General features: G+C 69.7%; 23 protein-coding genes. 9 read left to right on the forward strand and 14 right to left on the reverse strand.

All coding sequences use genetic code 11. From position 1 onward, the window contains the following. The 4 genes from AB0K05_RS03275 (at nt 1) to AB0K05_RS03290 (ending at nt 3,705) form a co-directional block, all read left to right on the forward strand. A complete protein-coding gene (locus tag AB0K05_RS03275) occupies nt 1–1,512 on the forward strand; it encodes a glycoside hydrolase family 13 protein (protein WP_364226227.1) in 1,512 nt (503 codons plus the stop codon). A 24-nt stretch (nt 1,513–1,536) separates the two neighbouring features. Continuing rightward, nucleotides 1,537–2,064, forward strand: a complete 528-nt coding sequence (locus AB0K05_RS03280) for a carboxymuconolactone decarboxylase family protein (protein ID WP_364226230.1) — start codon at nt 1,537–1,539, stop codon at nt 2,062–2,064. A gap of 194 nt (nt 2,065–2,258) precedes the next feature. After that, nucleotides 2,259–2,582: a hypothetical protein gene (locus AB0K05_RS03285; protein ID WP_364226233.1), complete on the forward strand. Its 324-nt coding sequence runs from the start codon at nt 2,259–2,261 to the stop codon at nt 2,580–2,582. A gap of 28 nt (nt 2,583–2,610) precedes the next feature. Then, complete coding sequence (locus AB0K05_RS03290; protein ID WP_364226236.1) at nt 2,611–3,705, forward strand: HigA family addiction module antitoxin; 1,095 nt, start codon at nt 2,611–2,613, stop codon at nt 3,703–3,705. Between the two features lie 85 nt (nt 3,706–3,790). Here the strand turns inward: AB0K05_RS03290 and AB0K05_RS03295 are convergent, their stop codons facing one another. Both AB0K05_RS03295 and AB0K05_RS03300 read right to left on the reverse strand, forming a co-directional pair. Beyond that, nucleotides 3,791–4,315, reverse strand: coding sequence for an NUDIX domain-containing protein (locus AB0K05_RS03295; protein WP_364226239.1), 525 nt, complete (start codon nt 4,313–4,315; stop codon nt 3,791–3,793). A 118-nt stretch (nt 4,316–4,433) separates the two neighbouring features. Next, nucleotides 4,434–5,237, reverse strand: a complete 804-nt coding sequence (locus tag AB0K05_RS03300) for a glycerophosphodiester phosphodiesterase family protein (RefSeq protein WP_364226242.1) — start codon at nt 5,235–5,237, stop codon at nt 4,434–4,436. A gap of 246 nt (nt 5,238–5,483) precedes the next feature. Here AB0K05_RS03300 and AB0K05_RS03305 point away from each other — a divergent pair, with 246 nt between their 5' ends. Then, the gene (locus AB0K05_RS03305) at nt 5,484–6,659 is read left to right on the forward strand and encodes a PQQ-binding-like beta-propeller repeat protein (RefSeq protein WP_364226245.1); all 1,176 of its coding nucleotides are present in this window, start codon (nt 5,484–5,486) and stop codon (nt 6,657–6,659) included. A 26-nt stretch (nt 6,660–6,685) separates the two neighbouring features. On the opposite strand, the gene AB0K05_RS03310 is transcribed toward AB0K05_RS03305, so the two are convergent. Further along, nucleotides 6,686–7,897, reverse strand: coding sequence for a hypothetical protein (locus tag AB0K05_RS03310; protein ID WP_364226248.1), 1,212 nt, complete (start codon nt 7,895–7,897; stop codon nt 6,686–6,688). A gap of 124 nt (nt 7,898–8,021) precedes the next feature. Here AB0K05_RS03310 and AB0K05_RS03315 point away from each other — a divergent pair, with 124 nt between their 5' ends. Beyond that, nucleotides 8,022–8,504, forward strand: coding sequence for an FBP domain-containing protein (locus tag AB0K05_RS03315; protein ID WP_148033979.1), 483 nt, complete (start codon nt 8,022–8,024; stop codon nt 8,502–8,504). On the opposite strand, the gene AB0K05_RS03320 is transcribed toward AB0K05_RS03315, so the two are convergent. From AB0K05_RS03320 to AB0K05_RS03360, 9 genes are all read right to left on the reverse strand, one after another. Further along, nucleotides 8,505–9,752: a phospholipase D-like domain-containing protein gene (locus tag AB0K05_RS03320; RefSeq protein WP_187281354.1), complete on the reverse strand. Its 1,248-nt coding sequence runs from the start codon at nt 9,750–9,752 to the stop codon at nt 8,505–8,507. A 76-nt stretch (nt 9,753–9,828) separates the two neighbouring features. Next, nucleotides 9,829–10,824, reverse strand: coding sequence for a LacI family DNA-binding transcriptional regulator (locus AB0K05_RS03325; protein WP_148033977.1), 996 nt, complete (start codon nt 10,822–10,824; stop codon nt 9,829–9,831). A 33-nt stretch (nt 10,825–10,857) separates the two neighbouring features. Continuing rightward, the gene (locus AB0K05_RS03330; protein ID WP_364226253.1) at nt 10,858–12,228 is read right to left on the reverse strand and encodes a GH1 family beta-glucosidase; all 1,371 of its coding nucleotides are present in this window, start codon (nt 12,226–12,228) and stop codon (nt 10,858–10,860) included. Continuing rightward, on the reverse strand, nt 12,225–13,028 hold the full coding sequence (locus tag AB0K05_RS03335) for a carbohydrate ABC transporter permease (protein WP_148033975.1): 804 nt from the start codon (nt 13,026–13,028) through the stop codon (nt 12,225–12,227). The genes AB0K05_RS03330 and AB0K05_RS03335 overlap by 4 nt, the downstream gene beginning before the upstream one ends. Further along, on the reverse strand, nt 13,025–13,981 hold the full coding sequence (locus AB0K05_RS03340; protein WP_148033974.1) for a sugar ABC transporter permease: 957 nt from the start codon (nt 13,979–13,981) through the stop codon (nt 13,025–13,027). Before AB0K05_RS03340 ends, AB0K05_RS03335 begins: the two co-directional genes overlap by 4 nt. Further along, nucleotides 13,978–15,282, reverse strand: a complete 1,305-nt coding sequence (locus tag AB0K05_RS03345; RefSeq protein ID WP_148033973.1) for an ABC transporter substrate-binding protein — start codon at nt 15,280–15,282, stop codon at nt 13,978–13,980. Before AB0K05_RS03345 ends, AB0K05_RS03340 begins: the two co-directional genes overlap by 4 nt. Nucleotides 15,283–15,410: 128 nt before the next feature. Next, entirely contained in the window at nt 15,411–15,572 is a 162-nt protein-coding gene (locus AB0K05_RS03350; RefSeq protein ID WP_364226258.1) for a hypothetical protein, read from the reverse strand. Nucleotides 15,573–15,594: 22 nt separating this feature from the next. Next, the gene (locus AB0K05_RS03355) at nt 15,595–16,482 is read right to left on the reverse strand and encodes a serine/threonine-protein kinase (protein WP_148033972.1); all 888 of its coding nucleotides are present in this window, start codon (nt 16,480–16,482) and stop codon (nt 15,595–15,597) included. 40 nt (nt 16,483–16,522) lie between these two features. Beyond that, nucleotides 16,523–18,286 carry an N-6 DNA methylase gene (locus AB0K05_RS03360; protein ID WP_364226262.1) on the reverse strand — a complete coding sequence of 588 codons (1,764 nt, stop codon included), beginning with the start codon at nt 18,284–18,286 and terminating at the stop codon, nt 16,523–16,525. 75 nt (nt 18,287–18,361) lie between these two features. Between AB0K05_RS03360 and AB0K05_RS03365 the strand changes: the two genes are divergently transcribed. Further along, entirely contained in the window at nt 18,362–19,132 is a 771-nt protein-coding gene (locus AB0K05_RS03365; RefSeq protein WP_148033970.1) for a protein phosphatase 2C domain-containing protein, read from the forward strand. 159 nt (nt 19,133–19,291) lie between these two features. Beyond that, nucleotides 19,292–20,086 carry a CHAP domain-containing protein gene (locus AB0K05_RS03370; protein WP_364226729.1) on the forward strand — a complete coding sequence of 265 codons (795 nt, stop codon included), beginning with the start codon at nt 19,292–19,294 and terminating at the stop codon, nt 20,084–20,086. Nucleotides 20,087–20,089: 3 nt separating this feature from the next. On the opposite strand, the gene AB0K05_RS03375 is transcribed toward AB0K05_RS03370, so the two are convergent. Continuing rightward, nucleotides 20,090–21,133, reverse strand: a complete 1,044-nt coding sequence (locus AB0K05_RS03375) for a glucose 1-dehydrogenase (RefSeq protein WP_148033968.1) — start codon at nt 21,131–21,133, stop codon at nt 20,090–20,092. Between the two features lie 87 nt (nt 21,134–21,220). Here AB0K05_RS03375 and icmF point away from each other — a divergent pair, with 87 nt between their 5' ends. Next, a complete protein-coding gene (icmF, locus tag AB0K05_RS03380) occupies nt 21,221–24,418 on the forward strand; it encodes a fused isobutyryl-CoA mutase/GTPase IcmF (RefSeq protein ID WP_364226267.1) in 3,198 nt (1,065 codons plus the stop codon). Here the strand turns inward: icmF and AB0K05_RS03385 are convergent. Next, nucleotides 24,415–25,188, reverse strand: a complete 774-nt coding sequence (locus AB0K05_RS03385) for an SAM-dependent methyltransferase (protein ID WP_271275469.1) — start codon at nt 25,186–25,188, stop codon at nt 24,415–24,417. The two genes, icmF and AB0K05_RS03385, sit on opposite strands and share 4 nt — an antisense overlap. Nucleotides 25,189–25,237 lie beyond the last annotated feature (49 nt).

Genomic DNA, 25,237 nt, shown 5'->3' on the forward strand with positions numbered 1-25,237 from the left:
ATGTCGAAAACGTGGTGGCGGGGGGCCGCGATCTACCAGGTCTACCTTCGCAGCTTCGCCGACGGCAACGGCGACGGCGTCGGCGACCTGGCCGGGCTCCGGTCCCGCCTGCCCTACCTGAAGGACCTCGGCGCCGACGCCATCTGGCTCAACCCGTGGTACCCGTCGCCGATGGCCGACGGCGGCTACGACGTGGCCGACTACCGCGGCATCGAGCCGGTGTTCGGCACGCTCGCCGAGGCCGAGACGCTGATCGCCGAGGCGCACGAGCTGGACCTGAAGATCATCATCGACGTGGTGCCGAACCACAGCTCCACGGCCAGCGACTGGTTCCAGCAGGCCCTGGCCGACCCGGCCGCCCGCGACCGGTTCTGGTTCCGCGACGAGCCGGGCGACTGGCAGTCGATCTTCGGGGGTCCCGCCTGGACGCAGGTGCCTGACGGGCAGTGGTACCTCCACCTGTTCGCCCCGGAACAGCCCGACTTCAACTGGGACAACCCGGAGGTGCACCGGGAGTTCGAGGACGTGCTGCGGTTCTGGTTCGACCGCGGCGTGGACGGCGTCCGCATCGACTCGGCCGCCCTGCTCCACAAGTCCGACACCGCGTGGGAGGACCTCGACCCCGTCCACGACGTCTACCGCCACTGGCGGACCATCGCGGACTCGTACGAGGACCGCGTGCTGATCGGTGAGCTGTGGCTGCCCGACCAGGAACGCTTCGCCCGCTACCTGCGGCCCGACGAGCTGCACACCGCCTTCAACTTCGACTTCCTGTCATGCCCCTGGGACCCGGAGGAGCTGCGCCGCGTCATCGACCTCACCCTCACCACGCACGCCACCGTCGGCGCCCCGCCCACCTGGGTCCTGTCCAACCACGACGTGACCCGCCCCGTCACCCGTTACGGCCGCGCCGACACCAGCTTCGCCCACGGCGGCGCCCTCCACGGCACCCCCTCCGACCCCGAACTGGGCTACCGCCGCGCCCGCGCCGCCGCCCTCCTGGCCATGGCCCTGCCCGGCGGCCTCTACGTCTACCAGGGCGAGGAGCTCGGCCTGCCCGAGGTCGAGGACCTGCCTGACGAGCTGCGCCAGGACCCCATGTACGCCCGGTCCGGCGGCACGAACCCCGGCCGCGACGGCTGCCGCGTCCCCCTGCCCTGGTCCGGCGACGAGCCGCCGTTCGGCTTCGGCGGGCCGTCGCCGTGGCTGCCGCAGCCGGAGAGCTGGCGCAAGCTCACGGCCGAGGCCCAGCTCGCCGACCTGGACTCGATGCTCAACCTGTACCGCACGGGGCTGCGCCTGCGCCGGGAGTGCTTCGGGGACGGGACGCTCGCCTGGCTCCCGTACGGGGACCGGGTGCTGGCCTTCACCCGCGATTCGGGCGTCACCTGCGTCGCCAACCTGGGCCCGGACCCCGTCCCGCTGCCGGACGGGGCGGTGCTCCTGGCGAGCGGCCGGCTGGAGGACCGCCTCCTGCCCCCGGACACCACCGCCTGGCTGCGCACCCCATGATCGGGGCGGGCTAGCATCGGTGCGGTGAAGCGCCTTCGCCCGATGCCGCCCGCCCAGCTCGACGCCGACGCCCGCGCCCTCTACGACCGCATCAACGCCGGCCCACGCGGCGCCTCGATGCTCGACGACCAGGGCGCGCTGGTCGGCCCCTTCAACGCCATGCTCCTCAGCCCCGCCCTGGGGGACCCCCTCCAGGAGCTGGGCGCCGCCATCCGCTACCGCTCGTCCATGACGGACCGGTGCCGCGAGCTGGCCATCCTGATCGTCGCCGCCCACTGGTCCAGCACCTTCGAGCTCCAGGTCCACGAGAAGATCGCCACCGGCCTGGGCTTCACCGACGCCCAGCTCGCCGCTGTCCGTACGGGAGAGCCGCTTGCTCTGGAGGACCCGGAGGAGGCCGCCGTCCTCCGCGTCACCCGCGCCCTCGTGACGAACGGGGACCTGGACGACGAGGAGTACACCCTCCTACCGGCGCCGGCCCTCTTCGAGCTGACCACGCTGACCGGCTACTACGCCACGCTGGCCCTCCAACTCCGCGTCTTCCGCGTCTGACCGCCTCTAGTCGTCGAGCTGTCTCCACGGTGGCGCCCGTGATGGCCGGCGCGGGGATGGCTGAGCTTGATCATCTGTAGCCCGCTTGGGACTCCAGCTGACGATCCCTCTGATGATTACTTAAAGTGATGTTAATGTTCCTCTCCGTGGAGGGTCTCGTTTACCAAGTTGGTTGATAATGGGGGTCGGCGCAGATGGAGGTGTTCTATGCGAGCAGTCGCCTGGAGCTCCTGTGCCTGTCCGCCCGGGAGCTGGTCAGGGCCTATGGTCGTGAGGGGGCTCGCAAGGTGGGGCAACGTCTGCAGGCGCTGCGGGCTGCCGAGACTCTCGACGAACTCTTCACCATGCCAGGGCGGTGCCACCCCCTGCGAGGAACGTACGCCGACTGCTACGCCATGGATCTCCATCAGGGATGGCGGATGGTGTTCAGGCTCATGACGTCGGAGGAGAAGAAGGAACGGGGGATAGAGGAAGGGGCGGCAGCTCTGGTCATAGAGATCGTCGACTACCACGGCTGATCAACGCAGTTCGAGAGGAGCGTGAGGGATGGCGGCCATCGATTTTCACACGTCCGGCGTTCCCGATTACGCCGTGCCTCCAGGGGAGACGATCCGCGAGTTCCTTGACGATCTCGGTATGAGCCAGCGTGAGCTTGCGGCACGGCTCGGCCTGAGCCCGAAACACGTCAACCGACTCATTCAAGGGTTGGTGCCGCTGAGCAGCGATGTCGCTCAGCGGCTTGAATTGGTAACCGGCATGCCTGCTCGGTTGTGGAACCGTCTTGAGGCGGACTACCAGTCTGCGCAGCAGAGGCTGCGGCTTGAAGGCGAATTGGCGGCGGCGGTTCCTTGGGCGAGAAGCATGCCCGTTCGTGAGCTGGTCAGGCGAGGGATTCTTCCTGAAGAGCCCAAGGATGACCTTTCCCGCGTGCAGCAATTGCTGGCCCTGTTCGGTGTCGCTCACCTGTCCACGTGGCAGGATCTCTACGAAAGCCCCGTCGCGTCCTTCCGTCAGACCAGATCGTTCGAGGCCATCCCGAGCGCGGTCGCCGTGTGGCTCCGTCTCGGCGAGCTCGCTGCCCGTGATGTCGAGTGCCGGGAGTTCGACGCGGCAGGGCTTCGCGCTGCTCTGCCGCGGCTACGTCAGCTGACTACTCAGCCGCCCGGACTCATCGCCCCGATCATGCGTGACATCTGTGCCCGGCATGGTGTGGCCGTTGTCTTCGTACGCGAAATCACCGGCGCGCGGGCCAGTGGAGCCACCTGCTGGCTTTCCCCGGGTAAGGCCATGCTCCTGCTCAGCCTCCGGTATCGGACGGATGACCATTTCTGGTTCACCTTCTTCCACGAGATGGGCCATATCGTCCTGCACGGGAAGAACGACATCTGGATCGAGGACAGCGTGTCGGCCGATGACCCGAAGGAAGCGGAAGCGGATCGATTCGCCTCTGATCTCTTGATCCCGCGGACGCTTCTGCCCAGGCTGTCTTCTCTCAAGTCCCTTGGCTCGGTTGAGGAGTTCGCGCATGAACTGGGCATCGCGCCGGGGATCGTCGTCGGGCGCCTTCAGCACGACGGTTTCTGGCCTGCGAGCCAAGGCAACAGGCTGAAAAGAAAAGTGGATCTGGAGAGCGACTTCTAGGAGCATGTTCACTGGATGACGTCCTCGCCGAGTTCGGTTACCCCGCGAACAGCTGTAGATGATCCGGACGATGATGCGGCAGCGCCTACACCTCGGTGAGCAGGTAGAGCAGTGCGTTCATGCTTGTCCCGCTCACGATGTCGCGCTTGTCGATCAGTCGCCGGATCTCCGAGAGCGGCACCCACTCGATGCGCTCGGCCTCCCACGGCTCGGTGGGCGGGCCGATGTGCCGGGCGGTGTCGGCCCGGAAGATGTGGTGCTCGGAGTCGGAGATGCCGCTCGTCGGCTGGGTGTAGAGCAGCGGGCGCAGCGGGCCGGGACGCCAGCCGGTCTCTTCCTCGACCTCGCGGGCGGCGGCCGCGATCGGCTCCTCGCCCTCGTCGACCTTGCCGATCGGGATCTCCCAGCCCCACGTGTCGGTGATGAACCGGTGCCGCCAGATCAGCAGCACCCGGCCCCGCCCGTCGGTGACGACCGCACCGGCCCCGGGCGCCGTACGGATGAGCCGGTGATCGAGGTGTCTGCCGTCCGGCAACTCCACATCGGCCACCCGGACGTCGATCCAGCGGTCAGAGTAGAGCGGTTCTTCCGAGTGGACCTGCCAGCGCATGCGGCTGCTCCCAGCGTGGACGGCTGCGTCGGCACCACGCTACAAGGAACCCTGGTCACCTCAACGCGTTGATCACCGTCAGCTGCCGTTGAAGATCACTGACCTGCGGCGAACGGCGCTAGCCGCACTTGCCGGTAAGCCAGGCGCGGTATTCCCTCGGGTAGTTGGTCATCACGCTCTTCGGGGCCTGGTTCAGCACCTGCTGCCATCGGCTCGCGTTGCCGCTCCACGCGGGCGGCGGCTCCTCCCAGCCCACGCCGTCGGTCCAGCGGGCCTCGGAGCCCTTGAGCAGGCCGGGGTGGCGTCTGGCCAGTTCGGCCTGGATCCAGGAGTCCTGCGAGTAGACGAGGATGCGCTGCGCGGCCTGGCGTTCGGTGATCGGGTCGGAGATCTCCTTCCAGGCCGCCGTCGCGTACGTGGGGTCGGACAGCGCGCCCCGGGCCTCGGGCTTGACTTCCAGCAGCGCTACCAGGCCGCGTGAGCGCACGTGGTCGAGCCACTGCCGCAGCGTGTAGACCTGCTCTCCCTGGTACGGGCCGCGCGCGACGCGCCGGTCGCGCAGGTTGTCGCTGCCGGCCGTCCACCAGAGGGCGGTGATGTTCTTCCTGGTGCCCGTCAGGCCGTTCGTGGTGGTGTTGTGCCACATGACGGCCTTGGTGCCGTGCCTGGTGAGCTGGACGTCGCCTTCCACCCCGTCGGCGCCCCATGCTTTCTGGTCGTCCAGGGCGCGGACGTTGTTGGGCTGGCGGATCTTGTCACGGTCCCACGGGTTGGAGCCGGAGGGGTAGCCGCCGTGTCCGAAGACCTGCGGGCAGGCGACCACGCGAGCCGCATCCGTACGGGCGTGCGCCGAGGGCGGGACGGCCGCCCAGGTGATCGCGGCCAGTGATGCGGCGATGGCCGCGTTCGTCCTGATCGTCATAAGGGTCCGACTCCGTACGTGATCGAGGGGGTGATCCGCAGGCGCAGCGTACGTGCCGGGTACCACGTGATCAAGAGGGCGTCGGCACGGCTCCGTCAGGTTGCCTCGCCCACCGATAGACGTGAGAATCACTGACCCATGGCTGTCTTAAGGATCACAGGCACTGTCGCGATACTCTGCCTTGCGCTCTCGTCAGGCTGCGGATTGCTGCCCGGAACACCGAACACGTCCGAAGGCCCGCACCGGGTGCCGGTCGAGTCACCGGCCCGGCCCGGCGACGACGGCGCCGGTGTGCCGGAGGCCCTCTCGCATCACTGGGTCGGCCTCAACCCGGTCTGGACGGTCGAGCAGATCGACAAGACGCCCCAGCACTACGGCCTGGTCTCCGACGGCGTCCGCTTCGTAGCGATGCGCAAGGAGATCAAGGGCGGTGCGCGCGGCGAGCTGACCGGCTACGACGGCGCGACCGGCAAGCGGCTGTGGCAGCGGGAGCTGGCCTGGAGCGGGTCGAGCGCGCCGGTCGCCGAGGACGAGACGATGGTGGTCGCCCTCGGCGACGAGGTGGACAACAGGATCGAGGTGCCCGCGGAGTTCGTGGCGCTCGACACCACCACCGGCGAGGAGCGGTGGCGTGCCAAGGTGCGGCAGCGCGCGTTAATGACCTCCCACCTCTTCCTGCCTGCGCCCGCGCAGGGCGCCATCCTGGACGGCGTCTTCTACTACGCCGACGGGGCCAAGCTGTACGGGCGTGACCTCGTCACCGGCAAGGTGCGGCACCAGCGCACCAGCAAGACGCACCTCGCCGTGGCGGGGCCCGTGGCCGCCGGGGATCGGCTGGTGATCCTGGTCCGGCCGGACCCGTTCAGGCATCAGGAGAACCTCGATGGCAACGTCCGCAGCGCGGCCGTGCTCAGCAAGACACTCACCCCTGTGCACCAGCTCGACCTCCCGAAGGGAACCGAGGCCACTCAGGTGACCTCCGGCGGCGACATCGCCGTCGTCAGCGAGGGCGGCGGTACAAACCGGCACATGTGGGGCATCGACGCCCATACGGGCAAACTGCTGTGGAACCAGCCGCTCGGGAAATCCCAGTTCGTCGGCCCGCCGGTGGGGAACGTCCTGCCCCTCGTGGACTCCTCGCGCAACCACGAGCAGCAGTTCGTCGGCCACGACCTCCTCACCGGCCGGAAGCTGTGGAAGCTCGCGCCCCGCCAGGCCGAGAACCGCGTGGACAGGAGCCGGGCGATGGGCGTGGCCGACGGCACGCTGTTCGGCCTCGGCCACGGCGTCGAGATCGTCGATCCGTCGACCGGGAAGATCACGTTCGCCGCCCAGTTCACCCCGCGCGGCGGCGGCCTGGTCACCGCCGCAGGGGGGCGCATCGTGATCTACAACCACGACGGGCTCATGGGCTTCGACTGACACTTCCGGGACGATTCGACGGATCGCTAAGGGAATGAACGGCGGCGGCGGAGGAGCAGGCCGCCCGCGCCGGCGGCCAGGACGAGAGCGGACCCGGCCAGGACGAACATCCGCCCGTCGGGGCCCGCGTCGCCGCCGGCCCCGGTGGCGACCCCTTCACGAGGGGTGATCGACCTCCGGGGTTCCTCGGAGTCGTCCTCGGTGGGGGTCACGGTGACGACGGCCGTCTTGGTCGGGGTGGCGGAGGCGGAGGGCGAGGCGGAGCCGTCGCCGATGGTCAGGGTGTAGGTCTTGAGCGAACCAGGGCTGGTCGGCTCGCACTCGATGAGAGGCTCGGTCGGCCGCGGCCCGAAGTTGACGGAGGCGGGTTTCACGGTCGCGGTGCCCGCGCGCCCCGAGGTCGTCTTCATGTCCACCGAGGCAGGCAGCGCGATCGGCTGACCGACGGCGACGCCGCTCAGCTCGCCGACGCCGGTGGCCGAGGTGAGCCCGGTCAGGCCGGAGATCGACGCGTACGCGTACATCTTGAGACCCGTCGTCGGCAGCCCGTTGGGCGCTTCCAGCTCGGCGCCGCTCTCGTACGTGCCCTTCCAGCCGATCGTGAACTGCTCGCCGACCTTGGGGTTGGCGGTCGGCAGCGTCAGGGTGGTCCTGATGCGGACGGTCTGGGGCGCGCCGGAGGTGGGGGTGCAGGTGTAGTCGACCACGTCACCGGTGCCGCCGCCGCCTCCGTCCTGGCCGACCGTGACGGTCACGCTCTCGGTGCCGGTGGTGGTGCACGTCGTCACGTCGGTGGGGGTGACGGCCAGGGCGAGCTTGAGGCTGCCGGTCTCGGTGGAGGGCTTGATCGTCACCTGGCCGCCGGTGGTGGCGGTGATCTGTACGGTGCTCGTCACCTGGCCCGCGGGCACCGCGGTGGTGCCGGGCGTGACGCTCGCGCCGGTCTTCGACAGGTCGGCGTGGGTGCCGCCGGTGACCGCGAGCTTGCCGTTGACCTGGACCTGGGTGGTGGCGGTCGGCGCGGTGCGCAGGGTCAGCGCGGGGATGGCCCACTTCGCCTCGAACGAGCCGCTCGCGGTGTCCGGCACGACGATCGGCACGCTCAGCGTGGTGTTGCTGAAGGGGCCTCCGGAGCAGGTGTACGCCACCGTCAACGTCTTGTCGGCCGCCTGCGCGGGTGCGGCGGCGGACAGGAGCACCAGGCCGATGGCCGATGCCACCACGGCGAGCTTCGGCACGATCCGTCTCCCTGTCGATGGGATGAAAGGACCGCACCACGATGGCATCCTTTGGTCACATCTGTATCGAGATCAGCATCCTTCGGCAAATAATCGCTTGCCTGGGCCTCCTAGCCTGGAATTCATGAGACCTCTCACCGAACCCCAGATTCGCACCTCGTTCGTCAACTGCACCAAGGGTGAGGCGTCCCGTCTGCACGTGCCGCGTGACCTGCCCGGCCAGCCCTGGGACGACCTGGACTTCCTCGGCTGGCGCGACCCGAAGGCCCCCGACCGCGCCTACCTGGTGGCCGAGCGCGACGGCGGCCCGGTCGGCGTCGCGCTCCGCCTCGTCACCGCCCGCCACGGCCACCAGCGCCGCAGCATGTGCTCGCTCTGCCTCACCACCCACACCGGCAGCGGCGTCGCCCTCGTCTCGGCCCGCAGGCGCCGCGGCGAGGCCGACTCGGTGGGCGCCTACGTCTGCGCGGACCTCGCGTGCCCGCTGTACGTACGAGGCAGGCGCAAGCCGGAGTTCGGCGAGCGCCTGGAGGAGTCGCTGACCCTGGACGAGCAGGTCGACCGCATGACGGCCAACCTGCATGCCTTCCTGGACCGCGTGGCCTGATCAGGTGCGGTTCTTGCAGGTGTCGCGCACCTTGTAGAAGTACGACAGGTACTCGGTGTGCACGTCCCGCCCGGAGATCCTGATCTGGGCGTCGTCCGCGTTCTCCAGGTGGGTGAAGTTGGCGCTGCCGGTGTAGACGCGGGGCGTGATGTCGTCGTCGTAGAAGCCGTCGGTCATCATCAGCTTCAGGTGCGGCACGACCGAGCGGCCGCCGGCGGTGAAGCGGCAGGGGGTCACCTGGATGCGGCGGCCGTTGACGGTCTTGGCCAGCTCGGCGCGGATGGTGGCGTCGGCGTTGCCGGTACCGTCGGCGCTCTTGTAGTAGACCAGGTCCACCCAGCAGTTCTCGCCCCGCAGCCGGACCAGCTCCTGGGCGATGGCCAGCCGGTGCTGGTTGAAGTGGGTCAGCACGAGCCTGATGTCGGTCTGGCGGTAGACCCCGTCGGTGTCCTGGTAGCGGCACTCGACGAGCTTGAGGATGTTGGCGATGGGGTCGCCGCTCGACCTGGCGCGCGGGAAGAACGTGGCCCGGTACTTCGAGCCGGTCGGGGTGGTCCAGTAGTAGGCGGGGTTGGGTGCCTGCCGTCGGCCCAGCCGCAGGTCGTCGAAGTACTTGTAGTAACCGTTGTAGACGGCGGCGTCGGTCAGGGTGAACGCGTCGTTGTAGGAGTTGTACAGATACCAGTCGGACAGGTTGGACGAGGTCTGGAAGACGACGTTCCCGTGCGTGGTCCCGTTCACCTCGATGCCGGAGAACAGCGCGAACTTGCTGTGCAGGTAGTCGCGGCCGATGCAGCCGCGGTCGACCGCCGACGGGTTGGGATACTCGCAGCCGATCACGTACGAGCCGGCGCTCTCGTTCGCGCCGAGCACGGCCTTGAGGCGGGCGGTGATCTCGTCGTTGGCCCCGTTCTCCATGTCGTCGAGGATGACCTTGACGCGGACGCCGCGCTGGTGCGCCTGGATGAGCGCGTCGGCCACCTCGGTGGAGCGCTGGCCGGGGGAGAACTGGTGGTTGACGAACCTGATCTCGCTGGCCGTCCTGGCGGCCCTGATCAGCCGGATGAGCTGGTCCATCACGGCCGACTGCTGGGCGCTGGGCGTGCCGGGCACGCCGGAGTCGGCGACCGGGTCGTTGAACACGGGCGCGTTCAGCACCGGCGGGCCGGTGACGTCGGCGGACGCGCTGCCGGCGGGTAACAGGGCCGCGGCCAGGCATAAGGCCACGAGCGTGGCGATTTTCTTCATGAAGAGCGCCTTTCTGCGTGACAGTTTTCGCTGCTCGACTGTCATACGCGGAAAGATCGCCTGTCAAGGGCCCCTGTCAGGTGGACTCGCGGATCACCAGCTCCGTCGGGAGGACGACCGGCTCGGCCGGGAGGCCCTCGAACAGGTCCAGCAGCAGCCGCACCATCGCCGCCGTCTGCTCGATGACCGGGTGGCGGATCGTGGTCAGCGGCGGCTCGGTGTACTTGGCCGCCTCGATGTCGTCGAAGCCCACCAGCGCCACGTCGTCGGGCACCCGCCGGCCCGCCTGCCGCAGCGACTGCAGGGCGCCCACCGCCATCAGGTCGTTGGCCACGAACACCGCGTCGAGCTGCGGGTCGTCGCCGAGGAGCTGCCGCATGGCGACCGCGCCGGACTCGCGGGTGAAGTCGCCCACGGCGACGATCGAGCGGCGGTCGGAGTCGCGCAGCACGTTGCGGTAGCCGGTGAGCCTGTCCTGCCCGCCGATCATGTCCTGCGGCCCCGCGATGGTGGCGATGCGCCTGCGCCCCTGCTCCACCAGATGGCGCACCGCGGTCTCGGCCCCGCCCACGTTGTCGTTGTCGGCGTACGGGATGTCGACCGGGACGGCGGGCCGGCCGTACGAGACGACCGGGACGCGCAGCCGGGACAGCGCGCTCGGCAGCGGGTCGGCGCCGTGCATGGAGATGAGCATGACCCCGTCGACGTGCCCGCCCGCGATGTAACGCTCCACCCGGGCGTGGCTCTTGGCCGACGAGGCCAGCATGAGCACGACCTGCTTGTTGACCGTCTCCAGCTCCAGGCTGGCCGAGCGGATCACCGTGGAGAACAGCGGGTCCTCCGAGAACACCCTGGTCGGCGGCTCGGAGACGACCAGGGCGATCGAGTCGGTGCGCTGGGTGACCAGGCTGCGCGCCGCCGAGTTGGGCACGTAGCCCAGCTCGTCGATGGCGCGCAGCACGGCGTCGCGGATCTGCGGGGCCACCGTCGTCTGGCCGTTGACGACACGGGACGCGGTGGCCCGCGAGACGCCCGCGCGGGCCGCGACCGCTTCCAGGGTGGGACGTCTCATGGCAACACCAAAAGGGAGGGCACGGAAGGAAATCTACAGGCGGTTCGCGGCGATCACATCGCGATACCACAGCGCGCTGTCCTTGAGGACCCTGACCTGCGTCGCGTAGTCCACGTGCACGATGCCGAACCTGCGCCGGTAGCCCTCCGCCCACTCGAAGTTGTCGAGCAGCGACCAGACGAGATACCCCCGGAGGTCGGCCCCCGCCTCGATGGCCCGGCCCACCTCGCGCAGGTGGCCGCGGAGGAAGGACACCCGGTCCGCGTCGTGGACCCTGCCGTCCTCCACCACGTCGTCGAAGGCCGCGCCGTTCTCGGTGACCATGAGGCCCACGTCCGGATAGTCCTTCGACAGCCGCACCAGCAGCCGCGACAGGCCGTCGGGCACGATCGGCCAGCCCATCGCGGTGACCGGCGCGTCGGCGGGGGCGAAGCGGATGTCCTCCGAACCCGGCCAGGCCGCGTCCGCCGGCAGCCCGGGCCCCGCCTCGACGACGCACGGGTTGTAGTAGTTGATCCCGATCAGGTCGATCGGCGCGTTGATCGCCTCCAGGTCGCCGTCCAGGATGTGGCCGGTGCCGCCGTTGCGCCCGGCGGCGGCCAGCACCTCCTCCGGGTAGCGGCCGTGGAGCGCGGGGTCCAGGAACTGCCGGGTCAGCAGCGCGTGGACCCGGTCGACGGCCGCCGCGTCGGCCTCGTCCGGCACCGCCTCGTGGTCGTTCACCTGGGCCGGGGTGAGCACGGGGGAGGAGTTGACGACCAGCATGATGCTGGCCGCGCCCGCCTCCCGCAGCCGGGCCGCCGCCAGGCCGTGGCCCAGCAGCAGGTGGTGGGCCGAGCGCATGGCGGAGGCCGGGTCCTTGCGGCCGGGCGCGTGCACGCCGTTGCCGTAGCCGAGGAAGGCCGCCACCCACGGCTCGTTCAGCGTCGCCCAGTTCTGTACGCGGTCGCCCAGCCGGTCGTGCACGACGGCCGCGTACTCGGCGAAGCGGTGGGCGGTGTCGCGGTCCGCCCACCCGCCCCGGTCCTCCAGCGCCTGCGGGAGGTCCCAGTGGTAGAGCGTGAGGTACGGGGAGATCCCGGCCTCCAGCAGCTCGTCCACGAGCCTGTCGTAGAAGGCCAGCCCGCGCGGGTTCGCCGGCCCGCGCCCGTCGGGCTGGATGCGCGGCCAGGCCACCGAGAACCGGTAGGCGGCCAGGCCCAGCTCGCGCATGAGGGCGACGTCGTCGCGGTATCGGTGGTAGTGGTCGCAGGCGACGTCGCCGGTGTCGCCGTCGGCCACGTTGCCGGGGGCGTGGGAGAAGGTGTCCCAGATCGACTGGCCTCGCCCGTCCTCCTTGACCGCCCCCTCGATCTGATAGGAAGCCGTAGCGGCACCCCAGACGAAGTTTTCCGGGAAAATCATCCCTTGACCGCTCCTTGCATGATTCCGCCGATGATTTGCTTGCCGAACAGGGCGAAGACGATGACGAGCGGCAGGGTCCCCACCGCCGTGCCCGCCAGGCCCAGTACGTAGTCGTTGACGTATCCGCTGGCCAGCGTCGACAGCGCCACCTGGACCGTCGGGTTGTCCGGGGTGAGCACGACGAGCGGCCAGAAGTAGTCGTTCCAGGCCGACATGAACGTCAGCATGCCCAGCACGGCCGCCGCGGGCCGGGCGGCGGGCAGCACGACGTGCCAGAACAGCCCCCAGGTCGTGCAGCCGTCGACCCGCCCCGCCTCCAGCAGCTCCGTCGGCAGCGCCCTGCTCAGGTACTGCGTCATGAAGAACACGCCGAAGGCGTTGACCAGTGCCGGCACGATCAGCGCGTAGTTGGTGCCGGTCCACTCCAGCTTGATCATGAGCATGTAGAGCGGGATGATGCCCAGCTGGGCCGGCACCATCATGGTCGCGACCGTGATCACGAGCATGATGTTCTTGCCCCTGAAGCGCAGCTTGGCGAAGGCGAACCCGGCCAGCGTCGAGAAGAACATCACCGCGATCGAGATCGACCCGGCCACGATGAACGAGTTGAGCAGCGCCAGCCCGAACGGCACCGTGTCGAAGACGCGGGCCACGTTGGCGAAGAAGTTGCCGCCGGGCAGCAGCGGCGGCGGCACCTGGGCCAGCGCCGAGTTGTGCCGGGAGGCCACCACCACGCTGTAGTAGAGCGGGAAAGCGGAGAAGAACGCCACCGCCGTCAGCGTCAGATAGCGCAGCTTCATATCACTCCGCCCTTCACGCGCCTGGTCACCAGGTAGTTGATGCCGGCGACGACCACGACGAACAGGAACATCACCCACGAGGCCGCCGAGGCGTAGCCGAAGTCGAACTTGGTGAACCCGTGCTCGTAGACGTAGAGCGCCAGCGTCTGGAACTGCCGGTCGGGCCCGCCCGTGACGAGGCCGCCCCCGCCGCCGCTGCTGGTGCCGAAGAGCAGCGGCTCGGCGATGACCTGCATGGCGCCGATGGTCGAGACGATGACCACGAAGATGATCGTCGGCCGGATCATCGGCACGGTGATCCTGACCAGCTGCTTGAGGTTGCTCGCCCCGTCCAGGGTGGCGGCCTCGTACAGCTCGCGCGGCACGGCCTGCATGGCGGCCAGGAAGATGAGCGCGTTGTAGCCCGTCCACCGCCACATGATCATCACCGAGAGGGCGAGGTGCGAGGTCGCGGTGCCGGCGGCCCAGTCGATCTGGCCCACGCCGAACCACGACAGCACCCAGTTGATCAGGCCGAAGTCCCGCCCGAACAGCTGGCTGAAGATGACCACCACGGCCACGACGCTGGTGACGTTGGGCACCAGCAGCGAGACCCGGAAGAGGGTCTGGAAGCGCAGCCGCCTGTTCAGCAGGTGCGCCAGCCAGATGGCCAGCACGAGCTGCGGCGCGGTCGACAGGATGCCGATCGACAGGGTGTTGAAGGTGGCGTTCCAGAAGTAGTCGTCGGCCAGCAGCGTCCCGTAGTTCCGCATCCCGACGAAGGTCTGCTCCTCGTCCAGGAGCGTCCACTCGTGCAGGCTGACCCAGGCCGTGTAGGCGAGCGGGAACAGGCCGAACGCGGCGAACAGCAGGAAGAAGGGCGCCACGTAGGCGTACGGCGACACCCTCGTGTCGAGGGTGTGCCGCACACTTGTCCTACGCCTCCGCCCTACAGCGAGAGGGAGGGTGCTCATTTGATCTTCTTGACGTCCTCGAGAACCTGCGCCCACGCCTCGTCCGGGGTCTGCTTGCCCTGCTCGACCCGGCCCAGGCCGTTGCCGATGGCGACCCGTACGTCGGCCTCCTTCGGGCCGAGGTGCTGCGGCTTCAGCGCCTTGGCGGCCTCGGAGTAGATCTTGCCGATCGGGGCGTCACCGAAGAACGGCTTGGTGAACGACTGGATCGACGGGTCGTCGTACAGGGCGGGGATGGACGGGAAGGTGCCCTCCTCCTTGAAGACCTTGGCCTGGTTCTCCTTGGAGGTCAGGAAGTCGATCAGCTCGGCGGCCTCCTTCGGGTGCTTGCTCTGCGCGGGCACCATCAGGTGGGAGCCGCCGCTGTTGCCGGAGCCGCCGGGCACGGTGGCGATGTCCCACTTGCCGGAGGCGTCCTGGGCCTGCTCCTGGATGAACCCGGTCATCCAGGCCGGGCAGATGATGGTGGCGAACGAGCCCTTGGCGAAGCCGGTGTTCCACGGCGGCGAGAAGGCCGCGAGCTTGGCGGTCAGGCCCTCGGTGGTGATCTGGTTGGACAGGTCCCAGGCCTTCTTCACGTCCGGGTTGGAGTCCACGATGATCGTGTCCTGCGCGTCGTAGAGCCCGACGGGCGCCTGGTTCACCATGGCGCGGAAGATCTCACCGGGGGAGTCGACGAACTTGGCGCCCTCCACGTTCGCGGCGGCGAACTTCTTGCCGGTGGCGATGTAGTCGTCCCACGTCGGCCAGAGCTGCCCGACCTCCTCCCGGTCCTCGGGCAGCCCGGCCTTCTTGAACAGGTCCTTGCGGTAGCACATGGCCAGGCCGCCGACGTCGGTGCCGAGGCCGAGCAGCTGCCCGCCGTCCTTGCTGAGGCCCTGCTGCCACTTCCAGTCGAGGTACTCCGGCTGCCGCTTGTCGAGCCCGAACTGCTTGAGGTCGGTGAACTTCTGCGGCTGCGCGGTGAAGGTGCTGATGTAGCCCACCTCAACGCCCTCGATGTCGGCGGCGCCGGCGTTCGTGGCCAGCCGCTTGACGAGGTTGTTGTGGTGGTCGTTGAACTGGGTGACGTTCTCGACGATCTCGACGTTCGGGTGGGTCTTCTTGTACTCCTCGTAGAGCGGCTTGAAGCCGAAGTCGCCGAAGAGGTTGACGGTCAGCTTGATCTTCTCCGCGGGCGCGGCGTCGGCGCCCGCGGTGTCGCCGCCGCCACCCCCGCCGCCGCCACCGCACGCGGTGGCGAGGCCGAGCAGGGACGCGGTGATCAAGGGTACGGCGATGCGCCGGAAACGAGGAGCCATGGAGCCCTCCGGGACTGGGAGCCTTGGGGGAAGAGTTGCGAGAGAGCGCTCTCCGAAAACTTTCGGCCAGATCACCGCGGGCTGTCAACGGCTGTTGGGTAACGATCCCTGTTATGAAGAGAGCGATCTCAGGACGGGAAAGCCTTGCCGTGCGGGTGGTGGCGGGTCCTTCCAGCCCTGCTCGGTGCACGGTCCTTCTCGAACACCGCGATGCCCGGCGCGCACCGGACCCGCGGCCCGTACTCGCCCAGGGAGCGCTCTCTCAGCAGGTCGAGGGCGCGCAGGCGCACCGACTCGGCGTGGCCGCGGTCGTCAGCTGAGCACCCGGCCGACCATCCGCGCGTACATCCGCCCCGGGCTGGGAGAGGACGTGAGGAAGCCCGGCAGCATCGGCAGCGCCACCGCGAACGGTTCCAGCAACCGGTAGAGCTCGTCGGCGTCGGCGGGCCGGTCGCCCGGCTGCTTCTCCAGCAGCCGGGCCAGGAGGGCGCCCAGCCCGGCGGGAAGCCCGGGGATGGCCGGTGGCCGCTCCTTCACCTGCTTCTCGAACACCACGTAGTCGGTCGGCCCGGTGAACAGCTGCCTGCCCGTCAGCATCTCGTGCAGGACGCAGCCCAGGGAGTAGAGGTCGCTGCGGGGCTCGGCGACGCCGTGCTGGATCTGCTCCGGGGCCATGTAGGCGGGCGTGCCCAGGATCTGCCCGATCCGGGTGAAGGTCGTCACGTCGGCGTCCCGGAGCATCGCCAGGCCGAAGTCGAGCACCTTGACGCTGCCGTCGGGGCAGAGCATGAGGTTGGTCGGCTTGAGGTCGCGGTGACAGATCGACAGCGCGTGCGCGGCCGTCAGGACGGCGCAGGCCTGCGCGGCGATGGCGGCGGCCCACGGCACCGGCAGCGGCCCGTGCTCGCTCACCACGTCGGCCACCGTGACGCCCTCGATGAACTGCATCACCTGGTAGAGCCGCTGCTCGTGGGTGCCGAAGTCATAGAGGACGGGAGCGCCCGGGTGTTCGAGCCGGGCCAGGATGCGCGCCTCGCGGGTGAAGCGGAGCTCCAGCTCCTGATCGGGGCCGCTGGGCAGGCGCAGCAGCTTGACCGCGACCTTGCGATCGAGGTGGCGGTCGTGGCCCGCGTAGACGGCGCCCATGCCGCCCTGGCCGAGAGGAAGATCGTCGAGCACATAGCGGTCGCCGATGACCATATGCCCCCCTCCCGCGCCCTTCCGGGGAAAAACTACACCGTCAGGACTGTGGGTGCAGGTGGCCGTCGGTGAGCCCGTCGAGACCCAGCCGGATCAGCGTCTGGCCCAGCTCCGACGTCTCCCGCAGCGCGTCTTCGAGCACCGCGAGCTGCCGGAACGCCTCCCCGTACGGGCGCTGCTCCTTGAGCGAGAGCCGCGGCAGGCGGGTGCGCCGCACGTCGAACCTGCTGGAGCCGGTGGACGCGCGGCTCCCGGCCGCGCGCAGGAAGCCCGCCAGGAAGTCGGGGTCGAGCCTGCGGGCGTCGACGCGGTAGAGCGTCAGCTGCGGGCCGAGCACGCCGCCGCCGTCGGAGATCACCCGTACGGAGGAGTAGGAGGCGACCACGTCACCCGGCTGGATCGGGACCAGGCCCCGCTGGCTGATGGTGCGGCCGGACGGGGGAGCCCCGGCGGACAGGTCGTCGGCGGTCAGCACCGGGAGGTCGCCGTCGCCGACGGCCATCCTGGGCGGGGCCTGCGAGACCGCCACCAGGCCCTCCTTGATCAGGTCGCCGACCGTGGTGGCGGGCTGGTCGAGCGGCTGCTCCAGCACCTTGAGGTCGGGCGGCGTGGTCGCGGCCGCCAGGAACCGGTCGCGGGTCTCGGCGAACGCCCGGCCCACGTTCTCCCGCCGCTGGTGGCGGGCCGGGGTCATGTCGACCTCGTCGGCCAGCAGGTCGATGATGCGTACGGTCTGGCCGGAGCCGTCGCGCAGGTAGGCGCGCCAGGCCGGCTCCACGACGGACGGGTCGGCGGCGGCGTCGAGGATCAGCACGTCGGACGGCGGCCGCTCGCCCGCGGCCGGGCGGCGCAGCAGCCACAGGTCGCAGCCGGGCAGGGCCACCACGGCACGCAGCGCACCGGCGCGCAGCAGGTTGGCGCGGATGCGCCGGCCGGCCTTGCGGCTCGCGGCGGCGGGCGGCATGAGGATCGCGACCAGGCCGCCCGGCTTGACGTGGGTCAGGCAGTGTTGCACCCAGGCCAGCTCGGGCTCGCCGCGCGGCGGCAGGCCGTACTCCCACCGGGGGTCGCCGACCAGCTCCTCGTAACCCCAGGCGCGCTCGTTGAACGGCGGGTCGCAGACGACCGCGTCGGCCTTCTCGCCGGCGAACGCGTCGTGCCGCATGACGTCGCCGGACGTGATGGTGGCGTCGGCGTCGCGCAGCCGCAGCCGCGAGGCCGCGATCGCGGCGGAGCTCTCGCTCAGCTCCTGCCCGAGCAGCCGCCGCGTCACCGCCCCGCCCCCGCCGGCGGCGTGGAGCAGGAGGGTGCCGACGCCGCAGGCGGGGTCGAGGACGGTGGGGGCGTCGCCGACGAGGGCGACCATCAGGCCGGCGATGTCGTCGCGGGTGACGGAGAGCTGCCGGGAGTGGGCCTCCAGATAGCGCTCGACGAGGAACTCGTAGGCCGTCAGCGCCCCGTGGCGCTCGGCCAGCTCCGACACCGGCTCCGCCTGCTCGGGCCCGAGGTCGCCGTCGCCCGAGGTCAGCAGGGCGCCGGCCTGGGCCACCACCTCGCCGAGTCGCAAATCTCCCGCGGTTTTCAGGCGTTGCCACGCACGGTCCGCCACCGACAACTGGTAGGACTTCCCGTAGCGGCGCAGCCACGCCTCCACTTGCGGCAGCGAGAAGAGGGGTTGATTGGCCGTGCCGCCTATGGGCAAGGGGAAGTCGTCGTGGCGGCGGCGCCAGTTGCTGACGGCGGCACGCCCGACACCGGCGAGCCGGGCGATGTCCCCGGCGTTCAGGGTCGGGTCGTGGCTCATGGGGCCACCATAGTTCAATGGAGTCTTCAGCGCATCTGCTTGTGAAGTCTTTCAACCAGTGATTTACTGCGGGGTATGAAGCACAACATCCGCTATGCCGCCGGATCAGATGTGGGCCGCCGCCGGGAGCAGAATGAGGATTCCGGATACGCGAGTGGCCGGTTGCTCGTGGTGGCTGACGGGATGGGCGGACACGCGGCCGGCGAGCTGGCGAGCGCGGCGGCGATCGCCGTCATGCGCGAGCTCGACGCCACGCTTCCCGAGACGGGGTGCGACCTGGAGTCGGCGCTCGACGGCGCGGTCCGCGAGGCCGGGCGCAGGCTTGTCGAGCTGGCCGAGATCGACCCCGCGCGCAGGGGCATGGGCACGACGGTGACCGCGATGTTGTTCGACGGCTTCCGGTTCTCGCTGGCCCACCTGGGTGATTCTCGCGGATACCTGCTTCGCGACGGCGCTCTTTACCAGATGACCAAGGACCACACGCTCGTCCAGTCGATGGTCGACGAGGGGCGCATCACCGAAGACCAGGCCGCGGTCCACCCGCGCCGCTCGATGGTGCTGCGTGTGCTGGGCAGCGAGGGCAGGGCTGACGCCGACCTGGCGCTGCGTGAGGCCGACCCCGACGATCGCTACCTCCTCTGCTCCGACGGGCTCACGACGGTGCTCGGGCCCGAGGTCCTGCACGAGGTGCTGACCACGGTGGCAGACCCGGCGGCGGCCGTCCAGCGGTTGATCGATCTGGCCAACGAGGGGGGCTCGCCCGACAACGTGACCGTCATCGTGGCCGACGTGGTCGCCCCCGGCGCGGGAGACGACCAGATCTACCGCGTGGGCGCGGGCGCGTAACACCACCGGTCCCACCTGCCTCTGGTCTCACTTGCGCACCACAACCGAAATATCGGCTCATAGCTTGACACTTTCCGGGTGTCACGCGCACATCCGAGATGCCGCGATTACAGTCCATCGTGATCTGCCACGCCTCTGGGGGGAGTCGAGCTGGACCCGATCGCGGATAAGTTACTCAAAACGGTCCGAAAGGAACTCGGGTACCGGGAGAAGGACGGCCAGCACACCAAGTTCGGCCACTGGTACGCCGAGCGCGTCCAGGACCCCCAGTACAAGGACGCGCCGTGGTGTGACATGTTCATCGCCTGGGCCGCCGACAAGGCCGGCATCGGCGAGTACGTCGGCCAGTTCGCCTGGACACCGTCCCATGCCGTCTGGTTCATCGAGCAGGGCGCCTGGACGAAGAAGCCCGAACCCGGGGCGCTGGTCTTCTTCGACTGGCGGGGCGGCAAGAGCTACAAGGGCGTCGACCACGTCGGCATCGTCGAACGGGTCGAAGACGGCAAGATCCACACCATCGAGGCGAACGTCGACCGCGTGTGGCTCAAGCGCAAGGTCCGCGACACCGACAAGGTCGTGGGCTACGGCCTGCCGCGGGTCGTCCAGGCCAACGCCGAGCGGACGGAGATCCGGGAGACCGAGCACCCGTTCCCGTTACGCGAGCGGGCCGACAAGCCAGGGAGCAACCCGCTCGACCTGATCGGCACGCCGGTGGCCCTGCTGCTCCTCATCGTGGTCACCACCGTGGTGATCGCCTTCCGCCTCGCGGGCCGTCGCCGCGGCCATCATCGTCACGGTCCGTGGAACGAGCCATCGGCCCAGCCGGAGATCGAGCGGATCGGACCCCAGTACGTCATGCGGAGCCCGGTGCCCACCCAGCCCGGGCCGCCGCCGAGGGAGTCGGTGGGCGCGGGCGCGCCCCGTCGCCGCCGTCCCTACGACCCCCAGCCCTGACCCTCAGGACTCCAGGGAGATGACGACCTTGACGTGGTCGCCCTTCTCGAAGGCTGCCTCGTACTCCTTCAGCGGGAGGCGGCGGGTGATGAGGGCGTCCAGCCAGGAACGGTCCGCTTCCTGAAGGGCCTTCGCGGCGTCCCGGTAGTGGCGCAGGTTGGCGTTGACGGTGCCGAAGACGACGTCGTTCTCCAGCACGATGTCGCGGTTGATCTGCCCCGCGTCCGCCCGCAGGTGCCGTCCGCCGCTGGAGACACCGGTCAGGCAGACGATGCCGGCCGCCGCCGTGTTGAGCATGGACTCGAAGACGAGTGACGCGGAACCGGTCGCCTCGATGATGATGTCGGGCCGGTAGCCGCCGACCGCGTCCAGGCTGCTGCCCGAGTGGTAGGTGGCGCCCAGGCCGGTGACCAGCTCGGGCTTGAGCCCGCTCTCCGCCCGGTCCAGGACGTGCACCTCCAGGCCGCGCTGTTTGCTGAGCAGCGCCGCCAGCAGCCCGATGGGCCCGGCCCCGGTGACGAGCACCCTCTCCGGCTGGAACCAGGCCCGCGAGCCGATCCGCTCGATGTGCTCCCACGCCTTGGCCAGCACGGACGTGGGCTCGACCAGCACGCCGAGCACTCCCAGCGCCGGGTCCACCTTGACCGCGTAACCGGCCTCGACTGTCCACTGCTCGCTGCCGTAGCCGTCGCGTTCCTTGATGCCGCGCTCGGTGTACTCGCCGTTGCGGCACATGTCGAACTCGCCCCTGGCGCAGGCTCCGCAGGGCACCGGGTCGGGCCGGCGCACCACCCCCACCACCAGGTCGCCGGGGGAGAACGCGGACCCCTCCGGCGCCTCCAGCACCCGCCCCAGCGACTCGTGCCCGAGGATCATCGGCTCGTCTCCCGGGAAGCCGTACTCGCCCGAGACGAGCTCCCTGTCGGTCCCGCAGATGCCCAGTGCCAGGCCCTGGACAAGCAGCTCGCCCGGCTTCGGCCGGGGATCGGGAACCTCCGTGACGCCGAGCGTGCCCTGCTTGCCCGGCACCAAAGTCATCGCACGCATGAGGCACCCCTACCCAGGGAAGCCTGGGAAATAGTAGGACGTCCTAGTATCTTCATGACAGGGCCACTGACGAAGGAGTGAGCAGGCGTGCATGTACCCGTGCATCCCGTACGTTTCGTGACGGCGGCGGCGTTGTTCGACGGTCACGACGCGGCGATCAACATCATGCGGCGCATCCTCCAGACCCAGGGGGCCGAGGTCATCCATCTCGGGCACAACCGCTCGGTGGAGGAGATCGTCGACGCCGCGATCCAGGAGGACGTCCAGGGCGTGGCGATCAGCTCCTACCAGGGCGGCCACGTGGAGTTCTTCACCTACCTGGTGGACCTGCTGCGCGAGCGCGGCGCGGGCCACATCAGGGTGTACGGGGGCGGCGGCGGGGTGATCGTGCCCGAGGAGATCGAGCTGCTCCACTCTCGGGGCGTCGCGCGGGTCTTCTCGCCCGAGGACGGCCAGCGGCTGGGCCTGCCCGGGATGATCAACAAGTTGGTCGAGGAGTGCGACGTCGAGCTGGAGGGCGTGCCCTCGGTGGAGGCCGTGGTCTCCGGCGACCAGGCGGCGCTGGCCCGCGCGATCACCCTCATCGAGTCGGGACGGGCCCCGGCGGAGCTGGTCGAAGGACTGCGCGCGGCCCGCAGGAACGCCCCGGTGCTGGGCATCACGGGCACCGGCGGGTCGGGCAAGTCCTCGCTCACCGACGAGCTGGTCCGCCGGTTCCGGGTGGACAACGACGACAAGCTGCGCATCGCGGTCATCGCCATCGACCCGACGCGCAGGCGGGGCGGCGGCGCGCTGCTCGGCGACCGGATCAGGATGAACAGCCTGAGCCCGCAGACCTACTTCCGCTCGCTCGCCACCAGGGGCGCGCCCAGCGAGGTGCCGGCCTGCCTGGACGACGTGATCATCGCCTGCCGGGCCGCCGGGCACGACCTGGTCGTGGTCGAGACGCCCGGCATCGGGCAGGGCGACGCCGGCATCGTGCCGCACGTGGACGTGCCGATCTACGTGATGACGCCGGAGTTCGGCGCCGCCTCCCAGCTGGAGAAGATCGACATGCTCGACTTCGCCGAGGCCGTGGTGATCAACAAGTTCGAGCGGCGCGGGGCCGAGGACGCGCTGCGCGACGTGCGCCGCCAGATGGTGCGCAACCGGGAGGCGTTCGGCGTCAGGCCCGAGGACATGCCGGTGTTCGGCACGATCGCGGCCCGCTACAACGACGCGGGCGTCACCGCCCTCTACCACCACCTCAAGGACCTGCTGGCGGAGAAGGGCCTGCAGGCGGGCCCCGGCCTGCTGGCGCCCGTCCAGGGCCGTACCTCGCAAGCGTCCGCGGCCATCGTGCCGCCGTCGCGGGTGCGCTACCTGGCCGAGATCGCCGAGAGCGTGCGCGCGTACCACGAGGAGACCCGCGCGCAGGCCGAGGTGGCGCGCCGCCGCCAGCAACTGGAGGCGGTGCGAGGGCTGCTCGGCGAGGAGGACGAGCGGCTGGCGAGGCTGAGCGAGCAGGCTGAGCGCGAGCTCACCGAGGAGAGCCGGGCGCTGCTGGACGACTGGCCCGGCACCAGAGCCCGCTACAGCGCGGACGAGCTGGTCGTACGGGTGCGCGACCGGGAGATCCACACCCCGCTCTGGCGCGAGACCCTGTCCGGCAACCGCGTCCCCCGGGTCGCGCTGCCCCGCTTCGAGGACCACGGCGAGCTGCTGCGCTGGCTGCGCGCCGAGAACCTGCCGGGCCGGTTCCCGTTCACCGCGGGCGTGTTCCCGTTCAAGCGGGACGACGAGGACCCGACGCGGATGTTCGCCGGCGAGGGCGACCCGTTCCGCACCAACCGGCGCTTCAAGCTGCTGTCGGAGGGCCAGCCGGCGACCCGGCTGTCGACCGCGTTCGACTCGGTGACGCTGTACGGGAACGACCCGGACCTCCGGCCCGACATTTACGGAAAAGTCGGGACGTCAGGGGTGTCGATCGCGACGCTCGACGACATGAAGGTCCTGTACGACGGCTTCGACCTGTCGTCACCCAGCACGTCCGTGTCGATGACCATCAACGGCCCCGCGCCGACGATCCTGGCCTTCTACCTCAACACCGCCGTCGACCAGGCGCTCGACCGCTTCCGCGAGGAGCACGGCCGCGAGCCGTCGGCGGAGGAGGCGGGCGAGCTCCGCGCCCGCACGCTGGCCACCGTGCGCGGCACCGTGCAGGCCGACATCCTCAAGGAGGACCAGGGCCAGAACACCTGCATCTTCTCCACCGAGTTCAGCCTGCGGATGATGGCCGACATCCAGGAATGGTTCATCCGCAACCGGGTCCGCAATTTCTACTCGGTGTCGATCTCCGGCTACCACATCGCCGAGGCCGGCGCCAACCCGATCAGCCAGCTCGCCTTCACCCTGGCCAACGGCTTCACCTACGTGGAGGCGTACCTGGCGCGGGGCATGGACGTGGACGACTTCGCGCCCAACCTGTCGTTCTTCTTCTCCAACGGCATGGACCCCGAGTACAGCGTGCTCGGCCGGGTGGCCCGGCGCATCTGGGCGGTCGCCATGCGGGAGAGGTACGGCGCGGGGGAGCGGTCGCAGAAGCTCAAGTACCACATCCAGACCTCCGGCCGGTCGCTGCACGCGCAGGAGATGAACTTCAACGACATCCGCACCACCCTGCAGGCCCTGATCGCCGTCTACGACCACTGCAACAGCCTGCACACCAACGCCTTCGACGAGGCCGTCACCACCCCGTCGGCCGACTCGGTGCGCCGGGCGATGGCGATCCAGCTCATCATCAACCGCGAGTGGGGCCTGGCGCGCAACGAGAACCCGCTGCAGGGCTCGTTCGTCATCGACGAGCTGACCGACCTGGTGGAGGAGGCGGTGCTGAGCGAGTTCGAGCGGCTGTCCGACCGGGGCGGCGTGCTCGGCGCGATGGAGACCGGCTACCAGCGCGGCAAGATCCAGGACGAGTCGATGCTGTACGAGACGCGTAAGCACGACGGGTCACTGCCGATCATCGGGGTCAACACGTTCCGCAACGGCGACGACCACGTCCCGCACAAGCTGGAGCTGGCCCGGGGGACCGAGGAGGAGAAGCGCTCGCAGCTGGATCGGCTGACCGCCTTCCAGGAGCGGCACCGCGACGAGGCCCCGGCGGCGCTGGCCCGGCTGCGCGAGGTGGCGATGTCCGACGGCAACGCCTTCGAGGTGCTCATGGACGCGGCCCGCGTGTGCACGCTGGGCCAGATCACCGAGGCGCTCTTCGAGGCGGGCGGGCAGTACCGCCGCAACGTCTAGTTCCTGCGGGCGACGCCGCACAGGCCCAGCGAGGAGGAGGGGTCGTCGACGAAGTCGATGGTGTCCTCCTCGGTGGGCCGCCACTCCGGCAGCCACACCAGCCCGGGTTCCAGCAGCTCGAAACCCTCGAACAGGGCCGCGATGCCGGCGCGGTCGCGCAGCACGAGCGGCGAGGTGGCCCTGCTGTAGACCTCGGTGCCCTCCTCGACGGCGTCCGGCCGGGAGTCGCTGGCGCCGTGGCTCAGGACCAGGTAGCTGCCCGGGGCCATCGCGTCGCGCAGCGTCCGGATGATCTCGCGCGGGTTCTCGGACTCCTGGACGAAGTGCATGATCGCGACCAGCAGGACGGCGACGGGCTCCCGGAAGTCGATGATCCTCCGTACCTCCGGGTGGTCGAGGATCTCCTTGGGATTGCGCACGTCGCCCTGGACGGCGGCGTTGTCCTGGCCGTCGAGCATCATCCTGGCGTGCACCAGGACCACCGGGTCCAGATCGACGTAGACCACCCTGGAGCCGTCGGCCACCTCGTGCACGGCGCCCTGGCTGGGCAGGCCGGTGCCGATGTCGAGGAACTGGCGGATGCCCAGACCGGTCAGGTGGCGTACGGCCCTGCCGAGGAACGCCCGGTTGGCCCGCGCGGCCAGCTTCGCTTCGGGCACGATGCGGAGGATCTGCTCGGCCGCCTCCCGGTCAGCCGGGAAATGGTCTTTTCCGCCCAGGTAGTAGTCGTACATCCGGGCGACGTTGGGCGTGTTCGGATCGAACTCCATGGAAGCTGACTCCAACCGGCTGCCCCCCAGGTCCGGAGATGAGAATATC

Source organism: Nonomuraea sp. NPDC049486 (genome assembly GCF_040676925.1).
GTDB lineage: Bacteria > Actinomycetota > Actinomycetes > Streptosporangiales > Streptosporangiaceae > Nonomuraea > Nonomuraea ferruginea.

What these genes read in the sequence shown, in the direction of transcription:
- AB0K05_RS03275 (WP_364226227.1), top strand. Translation starts at nt 1, where the DNA reads ATGTCGAAAACGTGGTGGCGGGGGGCCGCGATCTACCAGGTCTACCTT.
- AB0K05_RS03285 (WP_364226233.1), top strand. Translation starts at nt 2,259, where the DNA reads ATGGAGGTGTTCTATGCGAGCAGTCGCCTGGAGCTCCTGTGCCTGTCC.
- AB0K05_RS03290 (WP_364226236.1), top strand. Translation starts at nt 2,611, where the DNA reads ATGGCGGCCATCGATTTTCACACGTCCGGCGTTCCCGATTACGCCGTG.
- AB0K05_RS03295 (WP_364226239.1), bottom strand. Translation starts at nt 4,315, where the DNA reads ATGCGCTGGCAGGTCCACTCGGAAGAACCGCTCTACTCTGACCGCTGG.
- AB0K05_RS03300 (WP_364226242.1), bottom strand. Translation starts at nt 5,237, where the DNA reads ATGACGATCAGGACGAACGCGGCCATCGCCGCATCACTGGCCGCGATC.
- AB0K05_RS03315 (WP_148033979.1), top strand. Translation starts at nt 8,022, where the DNA reads ATGAGACCTCTCACCGAACCCCAGATTCGCACCTCGTTCGTCAACTGC.
- AB0K05_RS03320 (WP_187281354.1), bottom strand. Translation starts at nt 9,752, where the DNA reads ATGAAGAAAATCGCCACGCTCGTGGCCTTATGCCTGGCCGCGGCCCTG.
- AB0K05_RS03325 (WP_148033977.1), bottom strand. Translation starts at nt 10,824, where the DNA reads ATGAGACGTCCCACCCTGGAAGCGGTCGCGGCCCGCGCGGGCGTCTCG.
- AB0K05_RS03330 (WP_364226253.1), bottom strand. Translation starts at nt 12,228, where the DNA reads ATGATTTTCCCGGAAAACTTCGTCTGGGGTGCCGCTACGGCTTCCTAT.
- AB0K05_RS03335 (WP_148033975.1), bottom strand. Translation starts at nt 13,028, where the DNA reads ATGAAGCTGCGCTATCTGACGCTGACGGCGGTGGCGTTCTTCTCCGCT.
- AB0K05_RS03340 (WP_148033974.1), bottom strand. Translation starts at nt 13,981, where the DNA reads ATGAGCACCCTCCCTCTCGCTGTAGGGCGGAGGCGTAGGACAAGTGTG.
- AB0K05_RS03345 (WP_148033973.1), bottom strand. Translation starts at nt 15,282, where the DNA reads ATGGCTCCTCGTTTCCGGCGCATCGCCGTACCCTTGATCACCGCGTCC.
- AB0K05_RS03355 (WP_148033972.1), bottom strand. Translation starts at nt 16,482, where the DNA reads ATGGTCATCGGCGACCGCTATGTGCTCGACGATCTTCCTCTCGGCCAG.
- AB0K05_RS03360 (WP_364226262.1), bottom strand. Translation starts at nt 18,286, where the DNA reads ATGAGCCACGACCCGACCCTGAACGCCGGGGACATCGCCCGGCTCGCC.
- AB0K05_RS03365 (WP_148033970.1), top strand. Translation starts at nt 18,362, where the DNA reads ATGAAGCACAACATCCGCTATGCCGCCGGATCAGATGTGGGCCGCCGC.
- AB0K05_RS03375 (WP_148033968.1), bottom strand. Translation starts at nt 21,133, where the DNA reads ATGCGTGCGATGACTTTGGTGCCGGGCAAGCAGGGCACGCTCGGCGTC.
- AB0K05_RS03385 (WP_271275469.1), bottom strand. Translation starts at nt 25,188, where the DNA reads ATGGAGTTCGATCCGAACACGCCCAACGTCGCCCGGATGTACGACTAC.